The organism is Pseudomonas putida (assembly GCF_028682455.1).
GTDB lineage: Bacteria > Pseudomonadota > Gammaproteobacteria > Pseudomonadales > Pseudomonadaceae > Aquipseudomonas > Aquipseudomonas putida_AA.
This window is the reverse complement of sequence record NZ_JANHLD010000002.1, coordinates 1,357,886-1,381,333: the sequence shown is the minus strand read 5'-3', so window position 1 is coordinate 1,381,333 and position 23,448 is coordinate 1,357,886. Positions and strand designations below refer to the sequence as shown.

Sequence of the window (23,448 nt, the reverse complement as noted above, 5' to 3'; positions counted from 1 at the left end):
GATTCCGAATATTTGAGGAGCTCCTATGTCACGTTTAGCAGAATTTCGTCAGCTTGAGCAACAACTCGCCGCACAGCTCGCTGAGCTAGAAGCATTAAAGGGTAGCTCCGAGCTGCAGAAAGAGATTCAGTTTGAGACCAAACTCCGTGACCTGCTTGCTAAGTACGGCTACAGCCTGCGCGACATCATCAACATCCTGGATCCGCAGGCCAGTCGTCGTGCTGCTCCTGCCGCTGCCGAGAAGACTCCACGCCGTGCTAGACAAGTGAAGCAGTACAAGAACCCGCACAACGGCGAGATCATCGAGACCAAAGGCGGCAATCACAAGCTGCTGAAGGAATGGAAAGCACAGTACGGTGCCGATGAAGTAGAGAGCTGGCTGAGCAAGTAATATGGCATCACTGGGCAAGGCCTCCGACTAGGCGGCCTCACTCTCGATCGGGCAGTCGTACAGCTTTACCTGCCTCGCTGTAGAGGCGCGATTACAATCCCCCATAGCGTTTCTGCAGCACCTTCCTGGGACAGCTTCTGATCTGAGCGAGCTTGAAACGACATCCCAGGCTTTGCAGATTCAGCGCTTGGTCATCTGCGTGAGCCGAGGGTGCCCCCTGTCTTCAGGCGTAGGGGGCTATGCATGCTGGCCAGCGTCCCGTTCGATCCCAGTTGGGGCATGCGGAGGGAGACGATGAGCCAGAGCTTCACCACACGGGTTGTCGAGTTCTGGACGGTTTACTGCAAATAGGATGGATACCTTACGAAAGGCCAGGGCGTCCATGTTCCCCGGCCCTGAGCAACCCTAGCGGTTGTCTTCAGTCATGCCGCTGTCTTCGTCTTGTACCGCTTGCGAAGCTTCGTCAATGTCGCTCTGGTCATTGTCGGATTTTGGCCCAGTGGCATGGCTACCCGTCCCGCCTTGATGAGCTGCACCACCTGCTCCCTGTTGATCACCTTGGTGGTTGCCGCTTGAGCCCTCGCCGCCTCCCTGGTTATCACGTTGTCTGTCCATGTCGGACTGCCCGCCCGGCATCTGTCCCCCTCTTTGTCCTGGCTCAGATGACCGTTGTGGATCGTTCTCGAAGCCGCCGAGATTGTTTGAGCGGTGCCGCCTTGCTGACCGGTCTTGTCTTGATCGTTTGCCATGATCTCGCACCTCGTGGGTTCACACAGAGAACCTGTGTTTACTTCGGATGCCGGGTGGAATCGGCTGGCTCCCTTTACTTTCGTATTAGCTGACAGGGGGCGCGAAAGGTCGTGAAGCGCAACGTATTGCGCAATAAAGGTCGCTGCGAGGTTGATGACAAATAGCGGGCAAAAGAAAGCCCGCTGCTAGGCGGGCAAGATCTATCACACGTAGGGATAGCTAAAGACTGACCATCCGGGCATGAAAATTAAGTGAAAGTCCAGTCAAGGATGTATGAAGACAGTCAGTGATGAGCTTTCTGTCGCTCCGAGCGCTGGAAACGTAGCCGCAACTTATCATCGCTTGAGTGAGTGATCAGGCTGTCTGGCCTTCTAGGGAGCTCTTGACAAGGGAGTTTGATGACATCATGACCAAACGGAGGAATGGGTGTTCATCGCTTAGGGCGCGGCAAAGCCGCCATTGAGCCTTGGTCATCCATCAAGCTGATTTAGCCTTCTGAAAGCGTTCCTTATGAAGCATTGTTTGATAGGTGCTGCTAAAAATCCACTTGCCGGGAATTTCGGGCAAGAGGTTTAGCGATCCATCCCCCATATAGTCGTACAACCTTTTTAGGAGCAGAAAGTCGGCTCTTTTTGTAAAGTTGTTCAAACTCTCTAATGGTATGAAACCGTAAAGCGCTGCGTCGATATTGTTTTTAGCGCCTCTGGCTGTGACGCCGATTACTTCCATTGAGTCGTTGAACATAGGGCCACCACTGTTTCCCTCCATTAGCGTGAAATCTACCAGCCAAAGGTCTAGGTCAACCTGTCGACGCCGTTGAGTAGTATGACCTTTCGCGATGTAGTGTGCTGTACCGTCTCGATGTTTAGGAAAGCCGATAGATAGAACCGGATCGGTGGGGCGAACAATGATCTTGTCACATTTTCGCAGGGCAGGTATGTTTCGAAACTCCTCATTGGGATGGAAAATAGCCAAGTCTGCTTTCTTGTCCGAAAGGATAAGCTCTGCGGAGTATTCCTTCGGGTCGCCGGCACGGTGGAACGAAATGGAGTGACGAGCGATGGTTTTGGATACCCCGGTCACGACGTGTTCGTTGGTCACTATGCCGACCCCCTCCAGAAGGAAGGCTGTTCCTTGGCTTTCGTCAATGATGTTGTTCACGACAAAAATCGAGTTGCCTAAAATCTCTTCTGGTGATTTTTTGAACTCAGTATTTTCTTTGCCTATTGCTACTGTAAACTCGTACGCCAATCGACGGTATATCTTGTCACCTCGCCCTCGAACCATCTGGATGTAGTTCAGTCGTCCTTTGACCACCTTGATATAAAAATCGCCAGCATTGTCCTTTGTCCGCAGAATTTGTCGAGGCTGCAGCGGCTGATTCTCGCCCTTGAGGATCTCCAGATATCTGGCTTCTGCTAGCTCACGCCCGTAGCGCTTGAGGGCGTTGATCATTGAGCTCGTTAAACGGATGAACTCTCTCGTGACGTTCGGCATATCGTTAACGACAAGCCCCGTTACCATCTGTCGCTGCGTTCGGTGCTGAAGACGCGTTTTTTCAGGATTTATGATGAATCCATTGGATTTGATGATTTCTTCCAGCTCGCGCCCAGGTATCGCTCTGCCGTCCTCGGAAATTTCGACAATATCCTTCGGTAGATGTTTTGCGGTGCTGGTAAACGAAAATGTGATGTCGTCAGCATACCTGGTGAAATGACATTTGCCTGACTTTGCTAATGCCTGCAGTTGTGAGTCAAGCTTGCGGCATATCATGTTAGATATCAGCGGTGACGTAGGGGCGCCCTGAGCTAATTTCCCATCGCTGCAACAGATTTGTGCCATGACCGTCGCAACATTATGGGGTGCATTAAATGGATGAGCCATGAATAAGTTTCTGACTCGCCCGAAGTGAATACTTTCAAAAAAATCTTTCAGATCAATGTTGAATACATATCTCTTTCTGGAGTGGATCTGAGCATTTGTCTTAACGTTCCTGCCCTTGACGAAGCCATGGCTGGAAGATTTTGGGGAATAAAAATTTTCCAGATGCGGCAATAGTGCATGCTGAATTGCTTTCATCACCCGTTTGGGGGCTTTGATGGTGCGATGGGTTTTGTTTTTCTTTAAAATAGAAAAGCTTACGTAATGGCTGCCTTTCCTTTTGTAAAGAAAGTTCAGTAGTTTGTTTTGATCAACCTTTAGTAACTGGCAGAACCCATCAAGGCTGCTAAAACCTGGGCCAAACAAATTCTTGAGAATTTCGTCGATATCCATTCGTAGTACCGGGTCTCGGGGCTATTTTCTCTTCTACCAGCGCCATCGATAACGTCAACGTATAGCGCGATCAGGCAAAGCTACCCTTGCAGTGGCCACCGCATATAGTCAGTGGAAAGTTAAATCGTGCCCCGAGCCCGGTGGTAAACTGATATCACGGCACGCATTGCTGGTCAACGCGTACTGGGAGAATCTTCAGGCCGGTGTCAGACAATCATGCTCAAAAGCGATATTTTTTTTCTTCTGGATTCAGTCCGTCTGGAAGTTGGGCAGTAGTCTGCGTGTGTGGATCTGCCAATCTCGAAGGTTCTCTCAGGCACCAAATCCATGCTTAATACGCTGAATCAGACTCAGAGCTTGCTCGATGGCGACATCCCTAGGACGTTTCGTTCCCAGGGTGCGCAAGGGCTTCGATAGCCAGTTCAGCGCGCTTTTCTTGTCGCCGAATACAGCGATGGCTGCTTCAAGCAGCTGGGGGTCAATCGTTTCCGTCGATTCGGGGCTTTCGTGCGTTGGGGTCATCCCGTCGTTGATCGCGGCCACCTGCGAGGCGCCCAGCCTCGACCACACTGAAGCCGCATAGCGCAGCGTCCAGCGCTTGCTGCCCGCACTCATCGTCCGAATTTAGGGCTCTGCGCCGCTATTCGTGCTGTCGTGTAAGCGTTGGCGAACTCGGACTGGTCAATTGTGCCCCTCGTTAGACTCTCATTGAGCTCGGTAAAGATTCGCAAACCTTCGGTAGCCGCTACGGACTCCAACTGAGCACATTTCGAACCTAGCAACCGGATGGCAACCTTCTCAAGACGCTCGTCCATTTGGTCACCATGGTGAGACTCGACCAACAGCCTGTAAACCGTCCAGAGTCGTTTGGCGCAAGCCCTCGGCAAGTGACCCATGAGCGCGGCGGTGATGATCAAAAGGACTATGGTCTCAAGGGCCTGATCAGGAGCATCATTTTTCATGGCTGCTTTGACATGCCAGTGTCGCATCAGCGCAGCTAGTCCAATCTCAGGAAGCAGAGCCTGCTCCACCAGTACACGCAGCGCCGATGCTGCATGCCCCAGCGCTTTCTCAAAGGGCACGCGGTAATCCCAGAGCGCCGAGATCATTGAAATGAACTCAGGTTCTGCGTCAAGGATTTCTACGCCTTGACGTACGGTTCGTGCAGTAAAGGCAGCCGGAGGGAGTAACTGCACAATCTCGGATAGCTGTACGATTACCCCAACCCGCCATTCGCACAGCTGCGCAATTTTGCCCGCTTTTTCAAGTAGTGAGAGCTGCCCAACCTCTGTCAGGGCGGCCAGGACGTCAAGCGTGCAGAAGCCATCGACCTCGGAACCTGCGGCACAAAAAGTGCGCAGCGCTTCGTCATCAGAATAGAGCCTGTACCGTTCTGGCTCTTTGGCGCATATCTCCACCATTTCGCTGTTGCTTCGCCCAATTACTTTTGAGGACGATGCTTCGCTTGCTTCCTCTAGAGGGGAGGGTTGGAGGATCGAAGCGAGGTGGGGCTTCAAGGCGTTCTGCAGGCTCAGGCATTTGCTTCGCATTGGGCTTCCGAATAAAGGATTTGTGAACTCGGCAAGCTCCTCCATCGTGGCTCTGGCCACTGCAATTTGGCCGAAGAAAGTGATGACGGCGTCGATGAGCCCCAAGTCATTGAGGACTAGCAGCGCTGTCCAATCCAGCAAAGGCACTCGCTTGCGCAGGTCATCGGCACCGATCGGTTGCCAACCAATATCGTTGACCATCGCCAGGTGATACTGGCGATCATCCCGGCTGGACACCTTGGCAACTTCCCACAGATGCACGATATCGGAAATGCAAGACAGCACCAGTCGCGGGCGCCATGAGAAAGGGATGGTGTTTAACCCCTGCTGTAGGGAGCGCTCCTGCCGTTTCTGGAATGCTTCTCTGTCGGGCGTCAGTCCAGTCAGTGCTTTCAGGCATTCAACCAACTCCTTACCAGAGGCGCCCTCTCGAACCTCGCCCTTCCAGAGCATCCGGGAACTCGGGAAATTTCTGAAAAATGCATCAGCGCGTGTTCGGAATTGCTCTCTATCCCTGGCAAGGCCGATGTCATTGCGTCCACCCATGGTGCCGCTCAGATGCATCATCAAGTAGGTGCCTTCCTGGCTCTCTACGTTCTGATCTACTAATTCGCCAGCTCGCAGGGCCAGCTCCAATAGCCTGTCGCTCGTTGGGTCGGAAAACTGAATGAGGAAGAACAGTAACTTCACGAACTCCAACTGTTCCCCTTTGGACTTCGCAGTTTCAAGAGCCCTTTCCGCCGCCTCTACTGCGTCATCGACGTAGCCGCAACGAGTAGCGATCGTGACATAGGTGTTCAGAGCCAGTGGGTCGTCGGATCCCGTAGCTACAATTTTCAACAACCGATCGCGGGCTTTTTCCGTTTCGCCTAGATGATCAAGTGCCAATGCCTCAAAGGCCCCCATTCGATCACCTGGCTCAACGCGCACTCTATTGCTTTGACACAGTTCTACGAGGCCCTGCCAATCTTTCAAGGTTACCAACGCCATCCCGAGGCACGCGGCCATCGCAGGCGAAAGTACGTAGTGCTCAGTTATCCTTTCGGCGAGTCGAACACACTCCATCGCACTTTCCGAATCGGTAGGATCAAGCTCGTGGATGAGGGTGAGTGCAATGCTCACGGGCCGATCCAGTTCCTCATACCTAGCCTGCAGCGAACTCAAAGCCTCATCTTTGGCCAACCTGCTGATCTCCAACTGGAGATAAAAATGTGCGAGGGCGGCTTGGGCGGCTAGATCAGGATCTGATTCGAGCAGACCCATCCACTGTTTCACGAGGCCAGGCTGAACTGATTTGTGAGCAGAAATAGAGGCTGCTGTGACAGCCGACCCAAATAGGGGATGGCTGCGATCCACGCTACCGATGTATACGCTGAAGCTTTGGTAGCATGCCCGGAACTTCCGGATTTCATAAAGCAGGAGCGTGTTCCAGAGATGCTTGTCCGGTGAATCGGGCAACTGATCATTTGCCGACAACGCGAGGGTGAAGTCCGATAACTGACCTGCAATGCTCCGTAAGACCTCATGGATATGGGGCAAGTCCGGGCGTTTCTGCGCAGCATCCTTCAGGTCTGCAAGTATCGAATCTGCCTTGCCGAGTGCCGACGCTGCAGCCCCCCAAATGTCGACGAGCTGCTCTATGTTGGAATCCCAGCCTGATGCCTTTATGGACAAGACAGCGTCGTTAATCGCAGCCCAAGCCTCCTCAAGCTTTTGAAGGTCTACACCCGGAAGACCTGCTGGTGGGATAGATTCACGTCGCTGCGTACTGGCGGTGGCCAACGCGAGGGCAAATTTGGCTCGGGCCCTAAGCAAAAGCAACAGTTCACGTATGTCATCTGATGCCTCGCAGGATGCAAGGCCCGCTTCGCAGTCCGCCAGGGCATTTGCAGGCTCCTCAGACAACCAATGTGCAAACGCTCTGGCGAAAGACCGTTGAGGTTCTGGAAGCAAATCAGCCAGCTCAACGGCCAGCTCGTAATGCCCTTGCACAGCATGGAGCCGGGAACGAACGGCGATGACTATAGGGTCATCACCCTCCAGTAGATCATGCAACTCAGCAAGCGAGTCGCTATCGTGTTCGAATCTGATGCGGATCTCTGCCTCTACCAAAGCGGCTCGGTACTTGGGCAAAGGCGTTGCCTCATACGCGTTCTGGTATGAGGAGACTGCCGCTTGGTTATCCCCCGTTTGAACCTGCCAGTTGCCACGTAGACGCCAATATTCTGCGCGCTCAAGGGTGGTCGATTCTTCTAGCTTTGGCTCTGCCTCGTCGAGCTGTATCTTTGCTCGATCCAGCGCAGTTACCCGTAGATCTGCTTTAGCCTGAGTCAGATTCCAGGCAAGCGTGTCCCGAGCTGGGTTGACCCAGTAGTCTTCCGTTGAGCCTGCCAAAGCGTTCATCAGTGCAGCCCCTCTCGCAGCCACGCCTTTTACCACCCCCTGAACCAAGGTTAAGCGGTCATCTGCTTGCATCCCGGGGTGGGTGTGCTCCGCGCGTTGGCTAAGGACGTGCCCCACGCGAGACAGTTCGTTCTGGTGGCGAATGCCCTCAGAGAGATCAGTAGTCCTTTTCAGAATGTTCTTTGTTGGCGCGCGAAGGGTGACATATTTCTGTTCGGCAGACAGATCATCGACGGTGATGCGGATCAGCTCATCCCTGAGCCAGACGTAGTAAAGGGGGCAGTCAACAGGGTCTTCGTTTACCGATAGGTCGCAGATCACCAAGAGCACCGGTTCTACGGCTCGGGCGTAATAGCGGACAGTGGTGGCTTTCAGAGCGACCGAAATGTATTCGCCATCCGCCGTCAGGCTCGGAGAGCGGGTGCCTTTAAGTTGGATACGGAAAATATCCGTCGCGCGTTGATTCGGCGTGGTCTGCACTTGAAAGTCATAGCCATAGTCGTCAGTCCCTTCCAGGCTTTGCAATCGCCAATCCTTGGGATGACGAGCCATCAGGCAACGTATTGCATCGGCATTGATGTCGTGCTGATCACCCGTCCCAGGTAAAGGCCCGTCAACTGGCATGGTGCTTCCTCGGCATAATCAAAAAGGGCGCTGATGGCGTAAAGAGGCGTTTCTCGGTGCAATTTTTTTCAGGAGTATACAGCCCTCTAAACAGGGCTTGGGATCAGGCTACGGGATCAATATCTCTGTTTCTGGGGCTGAGAGGCAGGTTGGGCGCATACCTGTCTTGCACGAGACTGCCCAAGGTTATCCGAGCTCCGGCCTTTCCAGAGCACCTGGTAATGGCTTCTTGATGCCAGTCCGGTTACGCTGATGTGCACCAGGGAGGATGCGCGATGAGTCAGTACCTTTTAAGTTTTGCGAGGCAGAACCTTGAGGGGCGCACTGATGCATACCTCGTGCTGCTCTGGTGCATGTACCAGGCGAACCAGAGTAAGGGGCGCTATTCCGACCACATCAAGTCGCACATTACGGCGGCAGCTGACCACTTACTGGGACGCAACTACCAGCGCATCGCCGCCCGATTCAAAAAAGTGCTCGACCGCAAGCCGGAATTGGATCGAATACCGCCGTCCGGCCTCGGCATGTTTGACTACCTTCGCGTGAAAAACTTCCGAGGCTTCGGCGAGTTTGGCCCCGACGACAAAGGCACCTTCATTCGCTTCAGTAAGCTCAAAAACATCTTTTACGCACCCAATGGCGGCGGCAAATCATCGCTATGCGAAGCATTGGAAATCGGCACCACTGGCGATATCAAGGAAGCGGCCAGGCGCAAGACTAAGGTCAATCAGTACATTGCACGGGGAGAGGTGAAGCCCAAGCTGATGCTGATGGGAACAGACAAGCTACAAGTCATACGAAGCATCAGCTGGTCGGGCTGTTTCATCGATCGGAACCGTCTTCAGGAGTTTTCGCTCTTGGGTTCAAAGGATACTGGCAGTGCTGAGAGTGATGTCCTGGCTACCTTGTTTGGTTTGGAAGAACTCCAAGAGGTCATTTCTCGGTTCGTACGGCCAGAAAGCTTCTCGCTCAAAGCCTTCATGCGTGCCGATCAAGCCGAGGCACTCGACGCTCTTGAGCGCACCCAGATCAGCTTGGGCCAGCTTCGGCGTAAGCACAGGGCCGACCTTCAGGCATCGGTCTCCGAGAGTTGTCGGCTGCTGGGGCTGGGGGCCGGCCAAGACTTCGATGTGCGCCGAAAGGTCTTGCGGCTGCGCAACACTATGGAAATGCACATTCGTGGTGCTGAGCGCCTAAGGGCCGCCAAGGTACCGTTCGCCATTCAGCTGAGGCAGTTGAAGCGCATCTGTGCCATCGCCCAGCGCTTGCTCCATCGCAGAGCCGATATCGAGAAGGCATTTTTTCAGAGGGCGAGCGACGTTAATTATCGCGCCGTCTTCGAGGCCCTGGAGGCCATCGAAAAGTTGCAGACGGAGGAAACTTGTCCCGCATGCCTGACGCCCCTCGACCGGGTGGTAGTCAACCCGTTCGAGAGGGCACGAGAGCAGATCGAGGCGTTGGGTGCGCTGGAGGCCCTCAAGCAATCCAGGCAGCGAAATGACTCCCGGATCGCGCTCTGGGCATCACGAGTCGCGACCGGCATCAGCGCGGTGAAGGTCAATGAGCACGCCGATGTTCCTTGCGCAATGAATATGGACGAATTGGAGGAGGCTCTTGCGAAGTTTCATGCCGCAGCCGATCGCTCGGAAGTCGCGCCGTCCGTCCTCAACTCGTTTCTGAGGCTATGCACGGGAAGCGCAGGCCAGATCGAGGACTATCTGCGAGCCTGTGAGCGCAAGCGTCGGGAGGTCGGCCAAGCAGGGGCCCAGGCCGCCCGGCTTGAAGCACTGATTACAGAGCTGAAACAGATTGATGAGTCGCTGAAGCAGCAGTTCGACCTCAATAAGTTGGCGAAACGCGAGTTCAAGGTCGCCAATGACAAGATGTTAGACCTGATGAAGCATAAAGCGGCTTTGATCAACGATGCCGTCGACAACAGCCATTTCAATCAGCTGCTCAAGGATCTGGAGGCGGAGTACCGAACGCTGTACCGCGATTTGCTGGATTACAAGCTCGAGCTAGAGAAAGCACGCATCACAGGGATTGAAGCCAAAGCTGCCGAGTACTATCGCGCGATCAACAACCACGACGATGACCATGAGCAGATCGCGTCGTTGAGCTTCGACCGCCAGGCGGATAGCTACCGGATCAAGATCAGCAACGTTGACGGGTCATTGCTCGATGCGTTTGCGGTGCTCAGCGAAGGACATCTACGGGCGCTGGGCTTGTCCATCCTTCTGGCGATGGCTGAGAAGAACAATTTCCCGCTGATCGTCTTCGATGACGTCGTCAATGCGATCGACACCGAGCACCGATCGAACATCATCGACCTGTTCTTCAGCGATGCTTACCTTCGTCGGATCCAGATGGTTGTCACTACCCATGACCGCCTCTTCTGGGAGCGTTTCTGCATCATCGCCGACCGCCACCCTCAGTGCGATCAGCACTCCAGTCACGTGCTCAGTTACACGAACAAGGGTATCGTGGTGATCGATCATGCGGGGGGCTTCCAGAGAAAGGTGTACGAGGCGCTATCGGTATTCGACGTCCGTCAGGCATTGCTGTATTGCCGTATCTGGTTCGAATCCATGGTGCTTGAGTTCTGCATCGAGAACGGTGTCACGGTCACGGCCAACTTCAACAAGTCGCAGCTCAAAAAGAGCATGTACCTGCAGGTCAGCCTGGAGCACACTTTCTCACTGGTCGAGCCGTTCATTGCCTACGACCTGTCGTATTTCAATTTCATCAAGAATGACCTGGTCAACTGGGGTGGGCAAAACCAGGAGCATCATGCCTTCGACGAGGGCAGCCTGAACTTCGTTCACGCCAAGACCAGTGGAGAGGTGTTGCGCATCTACGATGCCATCCGCTTCTTGGAATGCCAGCTGTTCACAGCCAGGAAAAAGGAGTCAGGGGAGAAATTCCTTGCCGAGATAAACGAAAAGATCGAGAGGAACCGTAGAAAGCTGCCAAGGCTCGCCGGGGCGCCGGAGCAAGTGCAGCAGGAGCACCAGACTTCGTTGAAAGCGCTGGAGAAGCGTGCCGAAGAACTCGACCAGGAGCTTCAGTTCATCGATCGTTGCTTGGCCAGTGTTGCCCAGCGCGAGCAGGAGAGAGAGCAGCCCGCGCAGTGATTTACCCTCTCGGTTGATCCAAAAGACGCGATGAGTGCCCTCGCCAGCGGAGGTGATTGCGTCTGCCCTAGCCGTGGTGGCAGTCCTTAGTGATGGCCGCCCCGGGCGAACTGGAACCTGCGGTTAGTAAATTATCGCTGGGACATAATTATTGCTGAGCCATAATTTCAAATAATTTTCCGGCTTCCGAATCAGGCCTTCTACTATTCGACTAGTAACCCGGCCTGAAAGGGGCAAAAGCAATTTAGCGTGGTGGCGAGATAGATGGCGTCCTGCCGATTTCTCGATGGGGCTGTAGCAACTGCATCCTTCCGCCTCAGCACTGCATCGATCGTTCGGGCGGAAGCCCGCCTAAGGCTTTACGCTCGCTGCTACCAGTTCCGCTATGCCTTGCCGCACGGCATCAATGTTGTCGTCGAGGGTCGTCAGGGCACCGTTCACATTCCCAACCACAGTACTGGCTCCTCGATCACCGACCCATTTCGCGAGTTCTTCGACTGCCGCTCTCAGGGCGTCTTGGTTGTGGCTAAGTCGTTCCAGCACTTCTGCAGCGGTACGAAGCTCTTTCATAAAGGGCGCTCGGATCTCGAAGGTGTTCCGCTACGTTAGCTCAATGCAAGCGTAGGAGGCCAGCTAACGGGGTTTCTGTTGTTGGGCTTCCAGCCATCGGCTGAGGCGTTCTCGTGGCAAGTGCTCTAGCTTGGGGAGGGTAGAGGTCAGCAAGTCAATGACACCGTGGAAATCCGCCTCTTCAGGAAACCAATCCGCCAGCTCTACACTGCAGTGCATAGGGGATCCTAGAGCCCAGTCGAGAACCATATCTGCAGCCGCACGAAAGTGATCAGCTATGTAGATCCCGTGATTAATCGTCCAGCCACGGCGCCTGAGCTCCTGGCTAGCTTCCAGGATGCCAAACTCACCAAAATAGGCTGAGGTGTCGGGGTAATGGATGCACGCGAGTGAAACCTTGACCTGGCCAGCTTCCCTATCCCAATAGGAAAGGTGATGCCAGCCACCTGTGGTCGTCTCTGGCCAGGGAAAATTGATGGCTGCTTTCCCGGTGATGTAGTGCTCAGGAGACACTCGGCATAGGTCAACATCGAAGCGGGGCATGCGCTACCTCCTTGTAACCATCGAAGAGCAGGATATTCCAGTTTAGATACATCTACAGCGCCAATTCAGATGGCGAAGGAGGGGCTGATATTCAGAGTAAGTCGAAGCTGCCTAGTAGAGAGAAAATGCTAGAGGCCCAACTAGACAACCTATTGGATAGCTGGGGAGGATTTCGACAACTGCTCCAAAAAATTCCGGCCATCTTCGATCTCGTGCAACGCCTCGAGATCGGCAATGAATCCAACACTGCTGTACAGCCCTGCAATCTTCTCTTTTTCAGTTGGAGAGGACACGACCTTGGTCAATTGTAAAAAACGCTGACGCATCGTGCTGTACACGGCCAAGGTGGTACCTAGGTAAGCTGTCAGTTTTTTAATGGTTTCTTGGGCGTTCGCATCAATTAGAGCGTTCGAGTTATCTCCTGTTCTAATACCGCTAAGTCTATTCTTCAACAGATTAACCTGAGCCTGGAGACTGGCAATCCGCAACAATGCATCTTCTGAGACAGCCTGCGGCTGCTCCAGAGACTCCCGCCCGTGATTGAAGGCTATATCCACCATACGCCGGTAGCTTTCATTCCGCAGTAGGGTGATGTAACTGAAGCGGCGCACTTTTTTGTTGAAAAAGGGCGTTGTCGGATCACCGGATTTTGCCTCCCGCACCTCCGAAATGATACCTGCTAGCGCTTTACAGTAATCAGTGACATTACCATATTTAGTAGCATCTATAACGCGCAACGCTTGTTGGAGAATTTTTTCGATTTCTGCAGACCTGGCTGCCACAAATTTATCGAATGTGGAGGGCTTTCTCCCAGGCTTCGAATCGTCTTGTTTTTTCTTCATTTCGTAACCCCGAGTTCCTATGCCACCATGTGTATGAGCGGAAGTGTTTGTTTGGGTGTGGAGATTAATTGCTTAATTGCATCAAGGTCTCCAGAGCTGGCAGCAAACAACTCATACTCATTAATGGCTCCAGACTTAACCATGCCGCTGATTTGAGCCGCAACTTTATTGGCAATCGGTGTGGTTTTGTCGGGATCAACACCCAGTATCTTGGAAAGATCTCCTTCCTTCATGAGCAAGACATGCCGTAGGTGCGCCAGCTTCATGTTAAGATCGTCAGATGATGCATCTGGGAAGTTCTGGACGTCGATCAGCCTCTTGAGCAAGCGCGCCTCTTCCGGCAGCGACAGCCGCTCATAATGCCGCAAGACTTCTTGACGATCTTTGACCATAAATTCTTGCTCCAGACCTTTCTCGTACATTTGGACGAGCTGGATTTCAATGGCTTCGAGCAAGCAGGCTTCGCGAGCAAACCGGTCGTTCTCTGCCTCGAGTTGCTCCAGTTCGGTGCTGATACGGGCCGAAGGTTTGCGGGCTAAGTATTGTTGAATCAAATTTAGTGTGCCGGCCATCAGTTCCCGGTACTTATCCTTCTTGGCCGAGATGGCTGGCAGGTGTGCTACGCCGCGAATCGCAAAAGGGCACGCAGAGCAACAGTTTGGTTCGCCAAACAGGTCGAGTACTTCTTTGGGACAGGTGTTGTTGAAAGGACAGATATGTGTGGTGTTGAAGGCAAGTTCACTAACTTCTTTGGCGATGATCCGATCCAAACCCGTATCTGATTCCTGCTTGACACTCGACAAACTCATGAGCCGGTGCTTACTGATGGCAGACACTGGGTCGGCCGCGATATCTTTCTGAATCGTCCGGTTCAGTTTCGAGATTGTTTCTGCCAACTCTGGGAAGTCTCCAGTAGAGAGCTTGTCCTGATTGCTCATAAGGGACATGCAGAGCATCTGCTGGTGAGTCATCCCGAGGTCGCTCTCATCGAAGACCGAGTAATACGACACGAGCGCCTCAGACTGTCCTGTTAACCATTGGCCTACAATGCTTGGAGGGAGGAACTTGATCGCCTCAGAAACGAACCCAGCGCGTAGGCCATGCGGAGTGTAATCGCTAGTCAGAGTGCTAGCAGTTATAGATGAAAGAGCCTCTACCGAGTTATCAGTTATATACTGAATTTTGTCTGTGGAGCCTATCGGCGGTTTGCACCAAACGATATCAGGGCAGCGCATGTCTCCCAGTTCAGATTTGATGAAATGTTGCAAGCATAGTAGGAGAAGGCGAAAAGGATCATAGTTTGTCCAGCCACCAGGGCTAATCGCAAGCCTGAACAATGGGCGAAGTCTTCCGAATTTTGAGTTTTTATTCATGTTGTACCAAATGCTATTTTTGAAGCTCGGATCGGTGCACCGGCCGTACCAATCATTTTGTCTGTCTAGCAGCTCAATTACCCTGTGTGACACGATTGCTGTCCACTCGCCGTGAGCTTTGTCAGAGCTGACAAGCAAGGGGGCCAGCGGCCTTGTTGTATTACGCTCCACGTAGTTTGCATATCGGTCAACATCTAACCACAACAAATGATGTTGGCGAATGCCTGTTTCACACATCAACAATGTTGAGCGAACATCATTCATGATGATGCGCGGCTGAACAGTGCCATTAATGTGCATGTCGGAAATGCGATAAAACTTTGGAATGTATGTAAAAGGACGGGGTTTCCCATTGTGATAGAAAATAGGGGTAAAGTTTAGAGTTTTTAAGTCGACGCCTGCGCAACTCATGGCAGCCGTCCCCCATAGCCCTGCCCAATCTGAACCGTGGGCAAGTTCGCTAAGAGTGGGGTACTTCAGCTCTCCCTCGGCTATCCCCGGCTCAGCGCCGTCTGCCATGCCATTAAGGTGTATGGTCAGGTACTCCAATGAGTACAGCATGCTAATGAAGGTGGAGAAGTACATTCTCGGTATTGGCTTTTTGATAGTTCCCCATTTTCTGATAAGTTTTGGGTAACAATCTGGTGAAAAGCTATTCCTGACTTTTTCCGCATTAGGGATCACGACGGATTGAGAAATAATATAGTCGAAGAAGTCTTCAACAGGGTAGGTTCTCTGATATTGGGTGTCTGGCGTGTTTTGGTTGATTTCCATAATGATTTTTATCATGGTGAGAAGAGTCTCCGGAAGATCTTTCTCAAAGCCTCCAACTTCTCTCAATAGATCTACGTCAGCCGTGATATAGATTGCACAGGTAAAATCATTGAACGTAGTTGGGTAAGAGTCTAGGTTTCCATCACGATCCATGAAGAATTGGTATAGGTAAGGGCCGCAATAGGCGAGCAGATAGTAGAGCGACGTTCGATGATTTTTTTGGCTCTCTAACCTTCTGGACTTGAGAAACGCCAAGTAGGTAGTATTTAGCATTTGACAAAATTTAATCACTTTTTCCGGAAGCAGCTCTAGCCCGCCGGGTAGCGTAGGGGAGTTGTCCATCCTGAACGCACGACTGAGATCCCTAGCATCAGAGAAAATAGTCGCAAAGTGCTCGATGTTGTGTTCGGTGCCCTCTAGGTAAAAACGGGTTTTCTCAACCATCTGCAAATGCTGCTTATTGGTTTTTTTCTGCTGAACAGATTCGTATTTCAGCTTACGAGCCTGCTTGGCTTGCTCGCGGCTTTCAGCGAGGATGCGGTTGACGGCATCGCGCATCCAAGGGTTGTTAGATGCGTTGGCGAGAAACAGGGAGAAATCGTCCGTGTAAAATCTAGCGAGCTCAGATTTGCACCCAAAGCTTCTCAGCTTCAGATCACGAGCTACTTCAGCAGTGAAGCTTTCGGGGTCATGTAGATTTGACGCAAGCAACAGTCGCAGCCATCCAGTAGCTCTCAGTTCTCGGTTTTTTTGGGTCATTGCCCCTTCGTAACCAAGCGACGAAACAGGGTTGATGGCCCTGATTTTGGCGAGAAGAGGGAGGCTATTAGTATGTTCCTCGATAATCTCATCCAGAATAACGTCATTATTGATGGGGCTGCTCCAACCAAGCGGAAGTATTATCTTCTTTTCCATCCAGAGGCGAAGGAAAGCAAGTTTCAAAAGCGAGGTAAGTGGCGCGACTCTAGCCGTTGGGAATTCTGGAATGACAGCCTTGATGATTTCCTCTTTCTGGTTGTTTCCGGCAAAACAACACGTAAGCAGCTGTTCTACCTGAGCACGCGGCATCGCGAAGAACGGACGAGGGCCAAGCTCGTTTAGAGCCAGCAGTACATCACGCTGTCGCCCACCGCCTGCATGGTAGTAGTGATTCCAATAGCGATGTCTTACATCGATCATGGCCATGTCGAAAGCCGGGCCAGTTTCCTTGTTCTTGATCAGCCAAATAGGATTGACGTGAGATGGATTAATCATGCGGCCTCCAGGGCGAGTTGCTGAAGTTGTTTGATTTCTTGCTGGTGATACGCAATTCGCGCTTCAAGGACGGTCTTGGGCCCCTCGGATAGCCGGGCGAAGTTCGCCGCTGCCATCGCTGCCTGGAGCAAGTGCGCGTCTTGGCGTGCATACCGCTTGGTAGTTTTTATTAATGCGTGCCCCATGAACTGCTGAACCATGCTCAACTCAAGGCCAAACTTTCTGTGGCTATGTGGATTCGGGTTAGGGCAGTGGTTGACCAGGTAATACCCATACATGTGCCGTAGGGAATGGAACCCATACGGACGTTGTGTCAGCTTCAGGGCCGCTTTGTGAAATCGTTCGTACAGTGCTTGGTAACTGTTATGCATTGGTTCACCATCCACGAGGCTTCTAACCAGGAAGTCATGTCTCACGGGAGCCATCAGGCGTTGAGCTCGCATCTCTGCCCTATATTCGTCCAATGCAATCCAAAACATCGAAACGAAGGGTTCAATTAGAAAAGTCTCTGGATGGGCTCTGCCCTTATGCGGCAGGTCGTTAAGTTGTGCTGCCGAAATATATTTGATAAGCACATTTCGTCGGGTGTCGGGGTCAATGATCATTACACGATTAAATGCGGGGTCAATGTCTACCCTCACATCTTCATTGAGCATCGTCAGCGCTTCAGAGATGCGTGCTCCTGTCGCTGCGAGCAAGCTCCAAAGCATTTTGTCCCGAGCGCTAGGGGCCGATTCAATAAGCTCTTTGCACCTATCAATCGGGAAGGTGAGTTCGTCCCCGCCGTACATATCGGTATGGGCTAGCGTTGATGGTTTTGAAATAGCGGATAGACCAACACGTTTTATACGCCGAGCGCCACCTGCTAAACATCCGGCCAGCCAGCTGTTTTTTTTGATTGCAGCCCGAACATTCGTGGGGGTCTCAATTTTGAAGGTCTGGGCTAGGGAGAAGCCTGATAACTGCTTTGACGAGATATACCCCTGTGCTTCCAGTTCCAACATGCCAAGGCGCAATCGTTCACTGGCATCGACAAAGCTGTTGAGCGCAGCGATGGCAACACCTACTGAACTACCGGACAAGTTGCGATTTCCCAAGACTCGTGCTGCTTGCGCGATAATCGGACTTTCGCTAGAAGTACCGAATACTAAATAGCTTTCATAGTTTTCGATTGTCTGGCTGAGAAGTAGAGGCGTTAATTCGCCGTGCAAGTGTGTAACAAGCTGCAGCAGCTCCAAGAAAACTTTGTTGTATCGAGCGTAGGCTTTAACTGTTTTGGATTTTTTCTTTCGGCTGAGTATGTAGCACCAGTTCTCGAAAAAATCATCCATCAGCTTATCGTTTGAGACCAGCGTAAAAATGTTTCTCTCATTCTTTGTGATGGGAATGAGAATGGGCGGGGTGAATGAAGTAGGTTTGCCAAGTGGCGCGATAGAGTTCATCTCAGGATCCGATACTGCTGCGATGAACAAATGGTTACATGTATGGTTAGAAGCATGCAACTGCATGCAACTGCATGCTTTCTTAATCTTTTAAGTTAACTCAAGGGTTGGGTGGATCTGCGTTATATTGTGTTATATAACGATGTTATTGATTTTTTGGTGGTCAGTTTTTTGATATTGGCTTTATTTGTCGGGGTAGGACTCTTGTTGTTGGAGTATCCTAGATTTTCTGTGCTATAAAATTTGGCTCATCGATTTGCCCTTTAGTCATACAGGTTAGAAACGGATTGCCGTTGTCAATCTCATTGAAAAAAAGATATTTTTTTTGAAATTCTTCAGTCAATCGTAATCATTGGGCGAAACGAGAGTGATTAGGAGCAAAAAGGCTCGATGATCAGTAGTGGCGGCGATGCCTTCCCAGCTGTGGTCTTTGGGTTCTCGAGCCGATCTCTGAGGTCGTGAGTCCCATGAGCGAAATGACTTTTTTGTAAGCCTGCCAAGCATGCAGTTGGCGGAGTGAAGTCTATAGGGAGTGAATCGTCGTGGAGCTTTGATGTGCCTGCGGGTGTGGCTATGGCAGGTGTTCCTGCGCGGAGCCTCAGGAAGAGGCGATCCGCTCCAACCATTCTCTCAACAGGTGTGACTCGGCCATGCTCAGTACTGTCACTTCGCTGAGATTGGCTTTCAGTTCTGACGCAAGGTTGGGGGCTTTACGACCTGGATCGGACTTCAGGGTGTCTGGGCCCTGCAATGGGCGCACGGCTCCTTTCTTCAGGAGAGGTTTCACTGCCTGTCTCACGAGCCAGCTTACGTGCGTAGGACGGCTTGTCTGATGCAAACAACTGAATATCATCCCAACGCAAAAGGGGTGGATGAACTCAACGGCCTGTTTTTCGCCGACGTGTAACAAACCCGCTTTGGCTACCTCCCTGATACAGGACTTCAATTCGTCAACCTGAATACCCCACAGACCTGAGACGTTGGCATCGCGTGGCTTGCTGATGTGGAGGTAGAGGCCAGGGTGGGTCAGGCCGAATACGATCAGCCCATCAATTGCATGGTATAGCCCGCTGATCGGGTTTTCTGGTTCATCTGTAGGTACAGGCCTGGTTTGCCAAAGGTAGAGCGCTACTGCGTCAAATAGCTCATCGATTTTCCCCACATGACTGTAGATCTGAGGAGGGAGGATCTTGGCCTGCTCGGCGATGTTTCGGATGGTCGCGGCTTCCATGCCTTCTTCAGCAATCAGCTTAGCTGTTACTTCGATAATCTTTGCAGCCAAGGAGGTACGAGGAATGAAGAAGGACGTCATAGTATGCGAGGCGGGGGAGAGGGCTGTACGGTGTGGTCACCACATTGAAAGGCGGTGATCTTACGTTTAGGAAGGAGGGTGGGCAAATTTAGTTGCCCGCTTGAGTTTGGTCTGCGTAGCCGTCAGATACCAAGCATCAGCCCAAGCGCAAAGGCCCGCATCAACGAAGATGTGCAGGATGACTTACGAGAGTAGGGCGTAAAGATGGACGGCGCTCCGGTTTCAAATGATCTCCGTGCTGCGTTACCATGCTGGCTATTTGCAATCTATGGTCGCATCGCTTTGCTTGACCACCTCGTTTCAAATTCAGAGCGGTGCATTAATTGATAGGGCCGTGAGGTTAACGTCAAGGCAGGGATGAGAGGCAGTCAATGGGCTCGACAACCACTCCGGCAGGCATGCAAAGCCCGCTACTGAAATCCAGCAGGCCAGGCTCGTACCTCGGTTACTCGCTGCAGGCTACGCGGATGTGTCTGCATCTCTGCGAAGCACCTCGTGGGTCATTCGTGGCTCTTGAAGTACTCGATGATGTCGATGTCGTTTACTGCGACGGTACCCGACTGCTTGAGCAATCCAAAAGTGGTCTAGCCACCAACCCCATTGCAAATTTCTCGGTGGATCTGTGGAAGACGTTTTCCAATTGGATTGAGGCTATCGAGGCCGGCGCAGTCGATCCCGCCAAGACGTTGTTTCGGCTTTACGTGCTCCAGGACAAGAAAGGGGAGTACGTCAGCGATCTTCACTATGCTCACACGCCGGTGCAGGTCGCAACGACGGTGCAACGCATTCGGGAAGACTACGAGGCTGAAGGGCATGAGGGATGCAAGCCCTATATAGAAAGGTTCCTTGGGTACGATCAGGAGAAGTTGGCAGCGCTTGTCATGGCCTTCGAGCTCGAAACGGGTAATGACCAGTTGGTTGAGAGGATCAAGGATCATCTTGCCCTAACTGTGCCCAACGAGTTCTTGGAGGAGGCTTGCGACACTGCGGTTGGCTGGGTTAAGAACACCTCAGACGGGTTGATCAGTCAGCGAAAATACCCCGCGATTGCTCGTGATGAATTCAGTGACCGCATGTCGACCTTCAACACCCGGTTTTCCTTTAATCATCTGCTCAAATACACGCTGCCGGCGCCCCCAGCAGATGAGGTCGAAAAAAGCCGCTCCAACGCGCTCACTCTAATTCGCCAGTTGGAGATTATCGAGGCGCAGGAGGAGGGCTTGCAGGCCATGACTGATTTCTTGCAGTCAAAGACCAATAAGGTGAATTGGGGCGCAAAAGGCTTGGTTTATGAGCCTGAGTTCGATGAGTTCAAGCAGAGCCTGCTCACCCAGTGGAAGCTCTTCAACAAAGAGATTCGCCTGCAATCTGTGACGGCCAGTGAGGTCGACAAAGGTCAGCTTCTGCATCTGAAATGCATGGCAGCTAGCGCCAAACTCAACGATGTGGACTCCCCAGGTTTTTTTGTCCGTGGGACATATCACGACTTTTCCAATACCAAGACAATAGGCTGGCATCCCCGCTACCGCGAGCTCCTGGACGAATGAGCGGTGCCGCGTGATCACTACGTCTGACAGGTTTGAAAGCTAAAAACACAGGTTGGCAAGGATGGAAACCGCTGAGCTCGTTAAGCATCAACACCCCGTTGATGAGATCTACCTAGTACAAAACCCAGCGCTTGGAGCAATCCTTATGTGGGAGTTCGTCAAGGGCTATAAGCGTCAGAGTCCAGGTCAACCACCTGCGCTGCCGCTGCTCTTTATCGTCCTGCCTATCCTTTTCAATGAAGGGCTGAGAGCGGCCATCGGTACGACTAATCCGTCATCAGGCCTCAGGCTCTTCATTGGTAAGTTCTCCAAGAAGCAGGAAATGATCCTGACCCTCCAGCGCCGCATGCTAATGCTGCGCCCGACCTCTCTGTCTAGCCTCACGATCGCCATTGATTGCGGCTTGCTTGAGCTCGATCACGTCACGGCTTTGGTCGACTGCACCAGCAAGCGTTACCCCCACAAAACATGCGAGAAGATCAGAGAGCTTGGCAAGCTAGCGGATAAGCTCGGCGGCTGGTGTGGCGCACTCACCCTTCAGGAAGTCCAGGCTGCTCTACGGATAGGTTTTTAATGAAACTTCAGATCAGAAAGCTGATTTTGTGGCCCAAAAATGGTCGGCGTTACCGTGATGTCACGTTCACGCCCGGCGCTGTTAACGTGATCAGCGGCTCGTCCAAGGCAGGCAAGTCAGCCGTCATCCCCATCATCGATTACTGCCTCGCTTCCGAAAAATGTGCAATTCCCGTCGGCACCATCCGCAACACGTGTGCGTGGTTTGGGCTGCTCGTCGACACCGACGAGGGTCTCAAGCTGCTTGCCAGGCCTGAACCGGGAAAGCAGAAGTCGACAGATGACATGTTCCTTCTTGAAGGCGATGAGCTCAGCATCCCCACTCAAATTCCCGGTAAGAACACGAACCGCGACAGTGTAAAGAACATGCTCAACAGGCTGTCGGGCCTGCCTAACATGGGCTTTGATGAGGACATTCGCTACGGCTTCAAAAGCCGTCCCAGCTTTCGGGATCTCATGGCCTTTACATTCCAGCCGCAGAACATCGTGGCCAATCCGGACGTCCTCTTCTACAAGGCCGATACAACGGGGCATCGCGAAAAGCTCAAAGACATTTTCCCCTTTATCCTCGGGGCGGTGACCTCCCAGACCTTGATCACCTCATGGGAGGTTAAGGATCTCGAACGTCAGAAAAAGCAGATTCAGTCAGAGCTCAATACATTGGCAGATGCTTCTGCTCGCCTGCGTTCAGAGGCACGCAGCCGATACTATCAAGCCCGCGAGTATGGGCTGGTACCGGTAGATTCGGTGCTGTCAGATGATTGGCCTGTCGCCGTCCAGCAGCTCAGTGCGATTCTACAAAAGAGCTCCCGTGACGCATCGCCCAACTACGACGCAATCAAGGCATCCATCATCAAGATCGGAGAGCTCAAAAAGCGAGAAGAGGTCATCGCCGGAAACCTCTATGCGGGTCGTCAGAATTTAAAAGAGCTGACGCGCATCCAAGGCGATGCTGATGAGTACCTCAACGCGTTAGAGACGATGAAAGAGCGTCTATCGCTTTCGAGTTGGCTGCGTGGCCTGATCAAAGATGGCCAGGATGCCAATCCCAACGTGCTGAGACCCGTTCAGCTCGTGGCTTCGCAGCAACTTGATGCCCTGTGCACAGCGTTGACCGGCATCGAGGTACAGGCTCAAGAAACCCCCATGATTTCCGCTTCAGTAGAGCATGAGCTCGTTCGCTTGCGAAACGCTGTCCGTGTAGACGCCGAGGAGCTAGATGCGATCAGGGCCGAGATCAAGGCGCTCGAAGCGCTAGACGTTGAAGCGAAAGGGCAAGCCCTGCGTCAGTCGGACATTGATCGGTATCTGGGTAGGCTCCAGGAGGCCGTGCACAACTACCAAAAGGCCCAGCAGGACGATAGCCTAGCTAAGCGTCTGGCCGATGTAGAAGAGAAACTGGCCAAGCTTGCCCCCACAGTCTCTACCGATCAGATTCGTGAGCGTACGCGCAAAATCCTGAATGCGCTGAGTGACCAATGCGCCAAGATCACCCCGAACCTAGACGCCGAATGGAAAAATGCGCGGATCGGATTGTCTATCACCGACCTCACCATCAAGGTACGCCATGACGGTCGAGATGATTACCTTTGGGAGATCGGAAGTGGCGCCAACTGGCTGGCGTATCACGTGGCCATGCTTCTCGCCCTGCAGAAGCTGTTCATGTCCAGGAAAGCGGTCGAGCACCCGGTGCCTCATTTCCTTATCTTCGATCAGCCAAGCCAGGTCTACTTCCCAGTGAAGCGGGCAGCGAAAGACGATGAGGAGCATGAGCTCAACGATGAAGACCGTATTGCGGTGCGCAAGGTCTTCCTGGCCTTGGCGGCTGCGGTGAGTGCTTCGGAGGGACGTCTGCAGATCATCGTTCTTGACCATGCTGATGAGGGTGTCTGGGGGAAAATTCCAGGTGTTGTACTCACCGAGGAGTGGCGAGACAAAAAGCTCGTGCCGCCGTGGTTTGGAGGTAGTGAAGAGCAGGGCTGATGGAGTAGGGGTATACCGCAGGCCTTAATCTCCTATTGGTATTCCCCAGCTTTGCCTTGCGGCATGAGACGTCGGGGTTCGCTGCATGTCGTTCTCAACTCGCCGAGGA

14 protein-coding genes and 1 pseudogene are annotated in these 23,448 nt (G+C 52.6%); 6 read left to right on the top strand and 9 right to left on the bottom strand.

Annotated elements, in window-relative coordinates; translation table 11 throughout:
- Positions 1-25 precede the first annotated feature (25 nt).
- Together NPS58_RS16885 and NPS58_RS16880 are read left to right on the top strand one after the other, a co-directional pair.
- Positions 26-391 carry a histone-like nucleoid-structuring protein, MvaT/MvaU family gene (locus tag NPS58_RS16885; RefSeq protein WP_274116492.1) on the top strand — a complete coding sequence of 122 codons (366 nt, stop codon included), beginning with the start codon at positions 26-28 and terminating at the stop codon, positions 389-391.
- Positions 392-622: 231 nt separating this feature from the next.
- Positions 623-742: pseudogene (locus NPS58_RS16880) on the top strand (DUF4113 domain-containing protein); the annotation flags it as partial.
- 71 nt (positions 743-813) lie between these two features.
- Here the strand turns inward: NPS58_RS16880 and NPS58_RS16875 are convergent.
- The 4 genes from NPS58_RS16875 to NPS58_RS16860 all read right to left on the bottom strand — a co-directional run bounded on the left by NPS58_RS16875 (position 814) and on the right by NPS58_RS16860 (position 7,992).
- On the bottom strand, positions 814-1,140 hold the full coding sequence (locus NPS58_RS16875) for a hypothetical protein (RefSeq protein ID WP_274116490.1): 327 nt from the start codon (positions 1,138-1,140) through the stop codon (positions 814-816).
- A 478-nt stretch (positions 1,141-1,618) separates the two neighbouring features.
- On the bottom strand, positions 1,619-3,415 hold the full coding sequence (locus tag NPS58_RS16870; RefSeq protein WP_274116489.1) for a reverse transcriptase domain-containing protein: 1,797 nt from the start codon (positions 3,413-3,415) through the stop codon (positions 1,619-1,621).
- Between the two features lie 312 nt (positions 3,416-3,727).
- On the bottom strand, positions 3,728-4,030 hold the full coding sequence (locus tag NPS58_RS16865; protein ID WP_274116488.1) for an antitoxin Xre/MbcA/ParS toxin-binding domain-containing protein: 303 nt from the start codon (positions 4,028-4,030) through the stop codon (positions 3,728-3,730).
- The gene (locus tag NPS58_RS16860) at positions 4,027-7,992 is read right to left on the bottom strand and encodes a DUF4365 domain-containing protein (RefSeq protein WP_274116487.1); all 3,966 of its coding nucleotides are present in this window, start codon (positions 7,990-7,992) and stop codon (positions 4,027-4,029) included. The genes NPS58_RS16865 and NPS58_RS16860 overlap by 4 nt, the downstream gene beginning before the upstream one ends.
- Positions 7,993-8,267: 275 nt before the next feature.
- On the opposite strand from NPS58_RS16860, the gene NPS58_RS16855 reads away from it, so the two are divergent.
- Entirely contained in the window at positions 8,268-11,126 is a 2,859-nt protein-coding gene (locus tag NPS58_RS16855; RefSeq protein WP_274116486.1) for an AAA family ATPase, read from the top strand.
- A gap of 633 nt (positions 11,127-11,759) precedes the next feature.
- Here the strand turns inward: NPS58_RS16855 and NPS58_RS16845 are convergent.
- The 5 genes from NPS58_RS16845 to NPS58_RS16825 form a co-directional block, all read right to left on the bottom strand.
- Positions 11,760-12,239, bottom strand: a complete 480-nt coding sequence (locus NPS58_RS16845; RefSeq protein ID WP_274116484.1) for a hypothetical protein — start codon at positions 12,237-12,239, stop codon at positions 11,760-11,762.
- Between the two features lie 149 nt (positions 12,240-12,388).
- A complete protein-coding gene (locus tag NPS58_RS16840; protein WP_274116483.1) occupies positions 12,389-13,081 on the bottom strand; it encodes a hypothetical protein in 693 nt (230 codons plus the stop codon).
- A gap of 17 nt (positions 13,082-13,098) precedes the next feature.
- Complete coding sequence (locus NPS58_RS16835; protein WP_274116482.1) at positions 13,099-16,482, bottom strand: hypothetical protein; 3,384 nt, start codon at positions 16,480-16,482, stop codon at positions 13,099-13,101.
- A complete protein-coding gene (locus NPS58_RS16830; RefSeq protein ID WP_274116481.1) occupies positions 16,479-17,924 on the bottom strand; it encodes a site-specific integrase in 1,446 nt (481 codons plus the stop codon). Before NPS58_RS16830 ends, NPS58_RS16835 begins: the two co-directional genes overlap by 4 nt.
- A gap of 598 nt (positions 17,925-18,522) precedes the next feature.
- A complete protein-coding gene (locus NPS58_RS16825; RefSeq protein ID WP_274116480.1) occupies positions 18,523-19,206 on the bottom strand; it encodes a TetR/AcrR family transcriptional regulator in 684 nt (227 codons plus the stop codon).
- A 536-nt stretch (positions 19,207-19,742) separates the two neighbouring features.
- Here NPS58_RS16825 and NPS58_RS16820 point away from each other — a divergent pair.
- From NPS58_RS16820 to NPS58_RS16810, 3 genes are all read left to right on the top strand, one after another.
- On the top strand, positions 19,743-20,783 hold the full coding sequence (locus NPS58_RS16820; RefSeq protein WP_274116479.1) for an ABC-three component system protein: 1,041 nt from the start codon (positions 19,743-19,745) through the stop codon (positions 20,781-20,783).
- A 61-nt stretch (positions 20,784-20,844) separates the two neighbouring features.
- Positions 20,845-21,357: a three component ABC system middle component gene (locus tag NPS58_RS16815; protein WP_274116478.1), complete on the top strand. Its 513-nt coding sequence runs from the start codon at positions 20,845-20,847 to the stop codon at positions 21,355-21,357.
- On the top strand, positions 21,357-23,339 hold the full coding sequence (locus NPS58_RS16810; protein WP_274116477.1) for a DUF3732 domain-containing protein: 1,983 nt from the start codon (positions 21,357-21,359) through the stop codon (positions 23,337-23,339). The genes NPS58_RS16815 and NPS58_RS16810 overlap by 1 nt, the downstream gene beginning before the upstream one ends.
- Positions 23,340-23,448: the final 109 nt, after the last annotated feature.